Origin of the sequence: Tsukamurella soli (assembly GCF_039541155.1) — a bacterium.
Taxonomy (GTDB): domain Bacteria; phylum Actinomycetota; class Actinomycetes; order Mycobacteriales; family Mycobacteriaceae; genus Tsukamurella; species Tsukamurella soli.
In genome coordinates, this window is record NZ_BAABFR010000141.1 from 1 (window position 1) to 9,517 (window position 9,517).

A 9,517-nucleotide genomic window follows, 5' to 3' on the forward strand; every position below is an offset into this window, starting at 1 on the left:
TCACCAACTGGAAGAAGGCCATCGAACAGCTGTCGGTGGCCTACCCCGACCGAATCGACCAACACCTCTAAGCACAGCTAACAGAAATCACCAATCAGGAACTTACACAGAAAACTTGACAAGCTCCACGATGAACGAGAGCCCGGCCGCATCCAACTCCTTCAGATTGCTCGCGGACAGCATCCCGGCGTCGGCGGCGACCACCACCTGGGTGTGCTCGACCCCGTGGCGGGCCTGGAACTGCTCGATGATCGGCACGATCGTCTGGGTTTCGGCCTTGTTGCCTTCGAAGCAGCCGATCTCCAGCGGGAACCCGGACCGGTCCACCAACAGCCCGACCACCACCTGCGGGTCCACCCTGCGTTCCTTGGAGAACCCGACCTTGCGCAGGTCGTCCTCGTTCTCCGCCTCGAAATACCAGGTGGTGACATCGAAGAGCACCAGCGCCAGGCCGCCGGTTCCGGCGGCGTGCGCGAAGCATTTGGTGGCGATCCGATCCCGGTACCCGCCCGAGCCGATCCTGGCGATCCTTCGTTGAATGGTCTTGTAGGACACCGGATCAGCTCCGAGGTCGGCCAGAACCCGCACCGCGTCCATCTTCGAGGTGGGTTCGACGATCCGGGCGATCACCAAGTCCCGGAACACCGGATCGCCGACCACGTCGAACCCGAGTCGGTCGAACACCGACCCGAGCACGTCGTAGAGCAACCGCGAACTGGTGCCGACGATCCGCCCCGCCGGCGCCGCCGCGGCCACCGGCCGCTCCGGGCGGTGCAACGTCCCGCTCGTCCAGTCGGCGATGTCGCCGACCCCCACGACCGGCGCCGGTACATCGAAATCCAACACCTGCTGACCAGCGGCGATGATCCCACGAGCCCGTTCGAGCAGAATCCCCAACTCGGCGTCGGTGTGCGCGGACCCGAGATGCTCCACCACCTCATCGCGGCCACCGCAACAACGCGCGATCTGCACCGCCACCGCGCCGGACGCGGTCCGCACCTTCCGCACGAACACCCACCGGACCCTACCCGATTAGTGTGTCAAAACCCGACCACCAGCCAGCGAACCCGCAGGTCACAGCCCTGCCGATAAGAAATCATCAGCTGGGTGTCCTAAGTCGGGTGATCGTGCGCACACCGCCACTGTATACTAGTCGGACCAGTGCGACTAGTTATTTACGTCTTGGTTGCGCACGGAGTCGGTCACGTCATCATTCTCCCAACCGCACCACATCAGCTGTCCACATCCTGGCCAGCTGATTTCCAGACCGCGGCTGGCGAACTGCGCACGAGGTGGTGAGGTTGTTGACGTTCGTGGCACCGCAACGCGCCGGTGTGCCGGCGCCTGAATTTCTTCGGGGCTCGATGTCGACGCCGCCCTTACTGTTCGACGTAGCGGTGAGTCGGGTCGAGACGGCCCGCGCACGGCGGGGTGACCCCGACGGGGCGCGGTGTTATGCGAGTCATGGTTCCGGTGAAGGCGACCGAGGAGACCGAGCGTGGGGTTCTGCTCACCTCCGAGAGGTTCACTGCGGTAGCGGCGTTCGAGCGGCTGGCTGCAGGTAAGGGCTTGACGGTCCGTTCGCGCGCGGCTAAAGGAGCTGGCCGCCTGCTACTCGAACTGGGGCGATCTGGCAGATCTCGCAGGTGCCGGGAGTTCGAGCGGACGACAGCGATGCCCGACAGCCAGGTCGAGCGGAGGCTGCTGCTCGACCGACCGGGCCCATCCTGTTGATCGGCGATCCGAGGTGGCATAGCATGCGCTGTTCAGTCGGATGAAAGGTAGGATAGGGTGGTGGCCAAAGACAAGATCTCGATCACCGTCGACTCGTCCGTACTATCCGCCATCGATGCCGATGCCACCTCGAGCGGTCTCAATCGGTCCGAGATGATCGAGCGCGCGATGCGCAACGAGCATCTCCGGCTTCAGCTCGAGCAGTACAGGAACGTGACGGTCCCCAAGCTCGGTATCGATGAGTACGCCGAGTCGCTGTACGTTGCGAATCGGCGCCTCGAGCCGTGACCGCGCAAGGCGATGTGGTTGTTCGTGCGGACCACGAGTCGGAGCGGTACGTCGTCGTACTGTCTGGTCCACTCCATATCGCTGCGGGGACCGGGCGGCTGATCACCTGCCCGTTCATCCCTGGAACTCTCGACGAAGGCGCGATGGTGATGACGGTTTCGTGCGTATCGCCCCGAGGGCTTGTGCTGCCCGAACTCGTTCAGTGGCTTCCCCGTTCGGCCCTGGGGGAGTCGATCGGTACCGTCGATGCCGCAGCGGTGCGTGAAGCGGTCGGCATCGTGGCCGCCCTGATGTCGTAACCTGCTGTTCTGGGCCACTAGACTTCGCCGGGTGACGGAGAATTCCCCCGCCCCGGTCCTCGTCGTCGACTTCGGTGCGCAGTACGCCCAGCTGATCGCCCGACGGGTCCGCGAGGCGCGGATCTACTCGGAGGTGGTGCCGCACACCATCACCGCTGCGGAGGTGGCCGCGAAGAACCCGGCCGCGATCGTGCTGTCCGGCGGGCCGGCGTCGGTGTACGCCGACGACGCCCCGTCGCTCGACCCGGCGGTCTTCGAACTGGGCGTGCCGCTGTTCGGCATCTGCTACGGCTTCCAGATGATGGCCCGCGCGCTCGGCGGCGTGGTCGCCAACACCGGTGGCCGGGAGTTCGGGCGCACCACGCTCACCCCCGACGGTGGCGTGCTGCACGGCGGCCTGCCCGCCGAGCAGCCGGTGTGGATGAGCCACAACGACGCGGTGCAGGTCGCCCCCGAGGGCTTCGAGGTGGTCGGGTCGACGCCGGGCGCACCCGTCGCGTCGTTCGAGTCGGTGGAGCGTCGGATGGCCGGCGTCCAATACCACCCGGAGGTGCTGCACAGCCCCCACGGCCAGGAGGTGCTCACCCGCTTCCTGTACGAGATCGCGGGTCTGCAGCCGACGTGGACCGCGTCGAACATCGCCGAGCAGCTGATCGCGCAGGTGCGCGAGCAGGTCGGCGACACCGGCCTCGCGATCTGCGGGCTGTCCGGCGGTGTCGACTCCGCGGTCGCGGCCGCGCTGGTGCAGCGTGCCATCGGCGACCGTCTGACCTGTGTGTTCGTCGACCACGGCCTGCTCCGACAGGGGGAGCGAGAGCAGGTGCAGCGCGACTTCGTGGCGGCGACGGGGGCCCGGCTGGTCACCGTCGACGCCGAGGAGACCTTCCTGACGAAGCTCGACGGCGTGTCCGACCCGGAGACCAAGCGCAAGATCATCGGCGAGCAGTTCATCCGCTCGTTTGAGGGGGCTGTGTCCGAGGTGGTGGCCGGCGCCGGGAGCGGAGCGAGCGGGCCGAATGAATCCGGCGCCGGCGGAAAGGTCGACTTCCTCGTCCAGGGCACCCTGTACCCCGACGTCGTCGAGTCGGGCGGCGGCGCCGGCACCGCCAACATCAAGAGCCACCACAACGTGGGCGGTTTGCCTGAGGACCTCGAGTTCTCGCTGGTCGAGCCGCTGCGTCTGCTGTTCAAGGACGAGGTGCGCGCAGTCGGCCGCGAGCTCGGCCTGCCGGAGGAGATCGTCGGCCGCCAGCCGTTCCCCGGTCCCGGCCTGGCGATCCGCATCGTCGGCGCCGTGACCGCCGAGCGGCTCGCGCTGCTGCGCAAGGCCGACGCGATCGCCCGCGAGGAGCTCACCGCTGCGGGCCTGGACGGCACCATCTGGCAGTGCCCGGTCGTGCTGCTCGCGGACGTCCGCAGCGTGGGCGTGCAGGGCGACGGCCGCACCTACGGGCACCCGATCGTGCTGCGACCGGTGTCCAGCGAGGACGCGATGACCGCCGACTGGACCCGCGTTCCCTACGAGACACTCGAGCTGATCTCGACCCGCATCACCAACGAGGTCGAGGAGGTCAACCGGGTGGTGCTGGACGTGACCAGCAAGCCGCCGGGGACCATCGAGTGGGAGTGACCCGATGGGGTTGAACCCCACCGCTGGGTGACCGGGTGGTCAGCCCGCCGTCACTCCCACCAGCCGACGCAGGTGTTGCGGAGCCGCCACGGGATCCGGCGCGGCGGATGCCCGCACCATACGAAGGCGGGGTGCCACGGCTGTTGGAACGACACGCCACCGCAGCCTCTGTTCGCGCCCGAGGCGGTGCCGGTGTCGCAGCGGCGCTGGTGGATGCGCGGGTGGGGAAGCCGGACGTGCGGCGTGCGGGGGTATACGCCGGGCTGATGTGCCCGCGGGTACTGCGCCGGTCGCGTGGTCGCGTGCGGGGTCGTGACCGACGGCGCCACCGTGCTCGCCGGTGCCTGCGTGTGCGCGGGGGTCTGGGAAGGTGCCGGAGTCTGCGAGGGTGCCGGAGTCTGTGACGGAGCGGGGGTCGTGGATCCACCGCCACCACCGCCGCACGTGCCGACGGCGGCGCCGCTGCACGGGCCGGACGATATGCCCGACCCGTAAGAGGGGGCTGCGGGAGTGCTGGTGCCGAACCCTGTGCCGGTCGACACTCCTGTCGACCCGATGCCTGCGCCCGCCCCCGCGCCGGTCGAGCCCGAGCCGGATCCTGAGCCGCCGCCGAATCCTCCGCCGCCGAAGCTGAGATCGGCGAAGCCGGAAGCTGATTCGGGTGTCTGGTAGGCCACCGGCAGCACTCCGGTCGTGGCGCTTGCGGTCGCGGCGTAGGCGGGTGCGCCGGCGCCCACGGCGAGCGCGCCGAGGGCGGCCATCGCGGCGGCGGCCGACGCGATCCGGATGTACGGCCTCGGGTGTGTGGACATCCCTGACGCGCTGGCAGGACGAAGCCGCCGTGTTTCGGTCACGATTCGACGTTAGTCCCGGTTGCGCCCATCGGATCCCGACGCCAAGCCGATTAGCGGCGAACCGACAGCGACACCACAGGCCGTACGGTCATCGTCTGCGTCCGCCCGGGCGGACGATCAGTAGGATCCCCGCCAGCGCGACGACGGCGATCACTATGCCGCCCAACAACTTGGCGCCTCCCACGAGTGCGGTGCCTCCGGCGAGGCTCCACGTCGCGACGAGCAGGGCGGCGATGCCTGCGATGAACAACACATGCGCGAACCCCCGGGGCGAGTCCTCGGTGTCAGACACGGTGCACCTCCACATCTCCCACATTGCCGTGAGCGTCGATGGTCAGGGTCGGTGCCGCGGGATCGGTCTCCGCGACTTCGCCGTCTGGGCAGTCGGTGTGCCCGATGCGGACCGCGCAGGTGACCGCCACGTTCATCGCCTTGGGAACGGTTATCCGTGTCTTACCCGCGCCGACCCTCGTGGACACGGTCCGGTCGTGGTCGAGTCTCAGGCCGCGCAGGTCCAGAGTGAGCGTTCCCACCGACAGTTCGTATGCCGGCCGCAGGCTGCCCGGCGTGATCACCGTGTACGTATGGTCACCGCGCGCCGCGCCCGTGAATCCGTCCAGGCTGTTCTGCGCCGCGGTCCCGATCACCACGAAGCCCGCGAGCGGAATCGCTACTGCCAGAAGACCGTAACCCGAGCGACGGAATGCGCCGATCACGAGGCCCAGGCCCACGATGCCGAGTGCGATCGCGCCGATCATCACGGGACTCAGGGCCGTCACGCCGGCGAGCCGTGCCCCCGCGAGCACCGCGGCGGTTACCAGCGCCAGCCCGAACGTCACCGTCGTCACTCGGGATCGGCTGCGCACCAATGACTCCGATGCGAACTCGGGAGCCGGCTCGGGCAGGTCCCAGGCGAATGGGGCGGCGCCCAGCGGGTCCCAGCGCGGCGGGATGTGCTGTTCGGCGTCGACGGTCTCGGCGGAAACCGACGGTGCCGGCTCCGGCGCGGGATCGGTCGGCGCTGGATTGGTCGGCGCGGGATCGGTCGGTGCGGCACTGCTCTGGTTCTGCTCCTGTGCTCCGCTCGCATCGGGTGCCGACGGTGGCGGTGTCCACCATCCAGCCCACGGGGGCGCCCCAGACCAGTCGGGCGGCATCCAGCCACCGCCGGGCACCGTCGGCGCGCCGTCGACACCGGGCGCCGCCGAGCCGAACCTGCCGGGCACCGCTGGGCCGAACGCGCCGAACGGAGCGGACACCGCGGTGCCGGGCGGGGGGACGGGGCGACGCTGATGCAGGAGGTACCACCCGCCCAGCAGGAGCACACCCGAGACCAGCGCGCTACCCGGCCAGCTCACGCCGAACGGCGAGTGCGCGATCACCACTGCCGCGATGACGCCGAGGACGAGGAGCTTGACGGGGACCGGACCCCGGTGCCGGTTCCGACGCCCCCGACCGCCCCGCCCCCGACCGGCGGGTCCCCACCCGGCGGGCGCCCATCCCGGGCCCCACGCTCCGAGTCCGTCGGCCCGGGTGGACGGCTCCGGCGGTAGGCAGATCACCGCGGCGACGTAGGCGATCACGCCGGCGCCGCCCAGCAGTGTGGCCGCGATGAACGCGGTCCGGATCAGTGCGACGTCGACCCCGTAGCGGCGCGCGAAGCCGGTGCACACGCCGGCGACCGGGGCGTGGCGGGCGCGCAGCGGGCGGGTGCCCCACATGTCCCGCGCCCGGGTGTGGAAGGTACTGGTGTCCATACCGATGATCCTGTCCACGCGGGCGCGGCGAAACCATCGGGATATCCCCTGAATTCATGCCGGAGCGGATATTGGGTGACTTCCCCGATGCACTCGGGGCCGCTCCCGTGCCAGGATCGGTGGCGATGGCCGGAAGACGAGAGCGCACACCTCGCGGTCGGCGCGCACGCGCGCGGCGGCTGCGCACGGATGCCTATGCGTCGCCGGCACACCCGGCATCGCTGACACCTGCGGCGCACTCGGCACCGTCGGCCCCGGTCTCGTACCCACCCGTCTCGCCCCCGCGGATGTACCGCCGGTCGGGCGGCCGGGTGATCGGCGGCGTCGCGGGCGGCGTGGCGGACCACCTCGGCGTCGACGTGACCAGGGTGCGCATCGTGTTCACGTTGCTGACGTTGCTCGGTGTGGGCGCGGTCGGCTACGCGCTGCTGTGGTTCCTGTGCCCGCAGGGTTCGGACACCGCGCCACCGTCGGCGGCGGAGCGGCGCCGGGCGTTGGGGATGGCGATCCTCGGTGTGCTGGGTGCGGTGCTGCTGGCCGGGCTGGCAAGCAGTAGCGACTCCTCGTTCGTGGTCCCCATCGTGGTGGTCGCGGTCGGCGCCGCGTTGGTGTGGCGCGAGGCCGACACCGCACCGAGGGATCTCGGCACCAGGCTCGTCCGACCGTCCCGTGCCCGTGCGCTCACGTGGGCGCGGATGCTCGGCGGCGCGACCCTCGTCGTCGTCGGGCTGGGGGTGGTGCTGCTGGGCCACGTCACCGTCGCCACTCTCCGGACGTCGCTCCTCGCGGTCGTCGTCACCCTGGTCGGCGCCACCCTGCTGACCGTGCCGGTGTGGGTGCGGCTGTGGCGCGACCTGGGGGAGGAGCGCGCCGCGCGGGTGCGCACCGCGGAGCGCGAGGAGATCGCCTCGCACCTGCACGACTCGGTGTTGCAGACCCTGGCGCTGATCCAGCGGCAGGCCGACGATGCGGGCGCCGTGAAGCGGCTCGCGCGTGGTCAGGAGCGGGAGCTGCGGGAGTGGCTGTTCGGGGAACGAGCAGAGGCCGCCACATCGCTGGCCGCCGCCCTGCAGGTGACCGCGGGCGACGTCGAGGACAGCCACGGCATCCGGGTCGCGCTGGTCACCGTCGGCGACGTGGGCGGTGGTGCGGCCGGGGGTGAGCTCGGCGCGGACGACCGCTTCACCGCCCTGCTCGGCGCCACCCGGGAGGCGCTGGTGAACGCGGCCAAGCATTCCGGGTGCGAGTCGGTCGACCTGTTCGCGGAGGTCGGCGACGACGCCGTGCGGGTCTTCGTGCGCGATCGGGGCGTGGGCTTCGACCCGGCAACGGTACCGTCGGACCGGCAGGGCCTCGCCGGATCGGTCCGGGGGCGGATCGAGCGGCGCGGGGGGACGGTCACGGTGAAGTCGTCGCCGGGGCGGGGCACGGAGGTGGGGATGACGATGCCGCGGGGCGCGGCCCAGCGATCGGAGGCGGAGAGCGCATGACGTACCGGGTGTTCCTGGTCGACGATCACGGCGTGTTCCGGTCCGGGGTCAAGGCCGAGCTCGCACGGGAGGCCGGCATCGAGGTGGTGGGGGAGGCCGGAACGGTCGCCGAGGCGGCGGCGGGAATCCTCGCAGTGGGGCCCGACGTGGTGCTGCTCGACGTGCATATGCCGGGCGGCGGCGGTGTCGCCGTGCTGCGTGGGGTGTCGGACGGTGCCCCGCGCGCCCGGTTGGGGCGGATGCCGGTGTTCCTGGCGGTGAGCGTCTCCGACGCCGCCGAGGACGTGATCGCGACCATCCGCGCCGGCGCGCGAGGGTATGTCACCAAGACGATCTCGGGACCCGAACTGGCGGACGCGGTTCGGCGCGTCGCGGAGGGGGATGCGGTGTTCTCGCCGCGGCTGGCCGGTTTCGTATTGGACTCCTTCACCGGGCGGTCGCCGATGCCCGAGCCCGCGCTCGACCCGGAGCTCGACTCCCTGACCCCGCGGGAGCTGGAGGTACTGCGGCTGCTGGCCCGCGGTTACACGTACCGCGAGATCGGCGAGGAGCTGTTCATCTCGGTCAAGACGGTCGAGACGCACGCGTCCAATGTGCTGCGGAAGACCCAGCAGTCCAACCGGAACGCCCTCACCCGCTGGGCGCACACGCGGCACCTCGCGGACTGACGAGTCAGTTGTCGCCGATGTTCATCCGGTACTCGCGCTCACCGACGGTCATGCCCCACACCACTTCTCGGCGAAAGCGGCCGGTCGGCATCCAGCCGTGCGCGTCGTAGAAGCGCTCGGCGCGGTTGTTGCCCTGCAGCACCCAGAGCTCGGCGACGGCGTGGTCCGCGCGCACGAGTTCGTCGAGTGCCCTCTGCATCAGCGCGGAGCCGACACCCGACCGCCAGTGGTCGGGGTGGACGTACAGGGCGCGGATCCGTCCCGGGATCGCCGAGGGGTCGACGGTGACGAACCCCGCGATCGCCGGGCTGTCGATCTCCGCGACGTATGTACGCGGCGGCTCGCCGTCCAGCCGGTAGTCGGTGGCGCGGGCCTCGGGGCGCAGGGCTTCGAGGTCGTCGGCGTCCAGCAGGCCTGCGTACCCGACCTGCCAGGAACGGACATGGACCTGAGCGATGGCCATGGCGTCGGCGGGTACTGCGAGCCGGATCAGCACACCTCCGATATTCCGCGAACCCGGCGCACCGGTCAACTCAGGTTCCGCATCAGCGGTTGAGCAGCACGATCAACACGGCCGCGATGGCGGCCAGGGCGACGAACGCCAGGATGATCGCGGTGGCCAGCGAAGCGGGTGACATCGATTCGCCGCGCCGGTAGGTGGGTGGGCTCACCGGGTACTGGTGCGGGTTCGACGGTGCCGGGTACTGCTGCGCCGCCGGCCGACCGGCCGCTGCGCCGGGCCCGGGCCGCGCCCCGGAGGACGGCATGCCTGGGCGTCCAGCGGCGGGGACCGGCCC

General features: G+C 70.4%; 10 protein-coding genes and 1 pseudogene. 5 read left to right on the top strand and 6 right to left on the bottom strand.

The window, feature by feature from the left end:
- Window positions 1-126: 126 nt before the first annotated feature.
- Window positions 127-1,014 (bottom strand): annotated as a pseudogene (locus tag ABD908_RS24990) (IS1634 family transposase); the annotation flags it as partial.
- Window positions 1,015-1,794: 780 nt separating this feature from the next.
- On the opposite strand from ABD908_RS24990, the gene ABD908_RS24995 reads away from it, so the two are divergent.
- From ABD908_RS24995 to guaA, 3 genes are read left to right on the top strand one after another with little or no spacing between them, the layout of a single operon-like run.
- A complete protein-coding gene (locus ABD908_RS24995) occupies window positions 1,795-2,022 on the top strand; it encodes a ribbon-helix-helix domain-containing protein (protein WP_345001172.1) in 228 nt (75 codons plus the stop codon).
- Entirely contained in the window at window positions 2,019-2,321 is a 303-nt protein-coding gene (locus ABD908_RS25000) for a toxin (RefSeq protein ID WP_345001174.1), read from the top strand. Before ABD908_RS24995 ends, ABD908_RS25000 begins: the two co-directional genes overlap by 4 nt.
- A gap of 31 nt (window positions 2,322-2,352) precedes the next feature.
- A complete protein-coding gene (guaA, locus tag ABD908_RS25005; RefSeq protein ID WP_345001177.1) occupies window positions 2,353-3,951 on the top strand; it encodes a glutamine-hydrolyzing GMP synthase in 1,599 nt (532 codons plus the stop codon).
- 50 nt (window positions 3,952-4,001) lie between these two features.
- On the opposite strand, the gene ABD908_RS25010 is transcribed toward guaA, so the two are convergent.
- From ABD908_RS25010 to ABD908_RS25020, 3 genes are all read right to left on the bottom strand, one after another.
- Entirely contained in the window at window positions 4,002-4,763 is a 762-nt protein-coding gene (locus ABD908_RS25010) for a hypothetical protein (RefSeq protein ID WP_345001179.1), read from the bottom strand.
- A gap of 130 nt (window positions 4,764-4,893) precedes the next feature.
- Window positions 4,894-5,097, bottom strand: a complete 204-nt coding sequence (locus tag ABD908_RS25015; protein ID WP_345001181.1) for a hypothetical protein — start codon at window positions 5,095-5,097, stop codon at window positions 4,894-4,896.
- Window positions 5,090-6,562, bottom strand: coding sequence for a PspC domain-containing protein (locus ABD908_RS25020; protein WP_345001183.1), 1,473 nt, complete (start codon window positions 6,560-6,562; stop codon window positions 5,090-5,092). The genes ABD908_RS25015 and ABD908_RS25020 overlap by 8 nt, the downstream gene beginning before the upstream one ends.
- Before the next feature lie 287 nt (window positions 6,563-6,849).
- Between ABD908_RS25020 and ABD908_RS25025 the strand changes: the two genes are divergently transcribed.
- Both ABD908_RS25025 and ABD908_RS25030 read left to right on the top strand, forming a co-directional pair.
- Window positions 6,850-8,052, top strand: coding sequence for an ATP-binding protein (locus ABD908_RS25025; protein ID WP_345001189.1), 1,203 nt, complete (start codon window positions 6,850-6,852; stop codon window positions 8,050-8,052).
- Complete coding sequence (locus tag ABD908_RS25030; protein ID WP_345001185.1) at window positions 8,049-8,720, top strand: LuxR C-terminal-related transcriptional regulator; 672 nt, start codon at window positions 8,049-8,051, stop codon at window positions 8,718-8,720. Before ABD908_RS25025 ends, ABD908_RS25030 begins: the two co-directional genes overlap by 4 nt.
- 4 nt (window positions 8,721-8,724) lie before the next feature.
- Here the strand turns inward: ABD908_RS25030 and ABD908_RS25035 are convergent, their stop codons facing one another.
- Window positions 8,725-9,183 (bottom strand): GNAT family N-acetyltransferase, encoded by a 459-nt coding sequence (locus tag ABD908_RS25035; protein ID WP_345001187.1) that lies wholly within the window; start codon window positions 9,181-9,183, stop codon window positions 8,725-8,727.
- Between the two features lie 82 nt (window positions 9,184-9,265).
- On the bottom strand, window positions 9,266-9,517 hold a 252-nt coding region (locus tag ABD908_RS25040; RefSeq protein WP_425584407.1), incomplete at its 5' end, for a hypothetical protein.

Excerpts from the sequence above, each read along its gene's own strand:
- ABD908_RS25010 (WP_345001179.1), bottom strand. The coding sequence starts at position 4,763 with ATGTCCACACACCCGAGGCCGTACATCCGGATCGCGTCGGCCGCCGCC.
- ABD908_RS25020 (WP_345001183.1), bottom strand. The coding sequence starts at position 6,562 with ATGGACACCAGTACCTTCCACACCCGGGCGCGGGACATGTGGGGCACC.
- ABD908_RS25025 (WP_345001189.1), top strand. The coding sequence starts at position 6,850 with ATGTACCGCCGGTCGGGCGGCCGGGTGATCGGCGGCGTCGCGGGCGGC.
- ABD908_RS25030 (WP_345001185.1), top strand. The coding sequence starts at position 8,049 with ATGACGTACCGGGTGTTCCTGGTCGACGATCACGGCGTGTTCCGGTCC.
- ABD908_RS25035 (WP_345001187.1), bottom strand. The coding sequence starts at position 9,183 with ATGGCCATCGCTCAGGTCCATGTCCGTTCCTGGCAGGTCGGGTACGCA.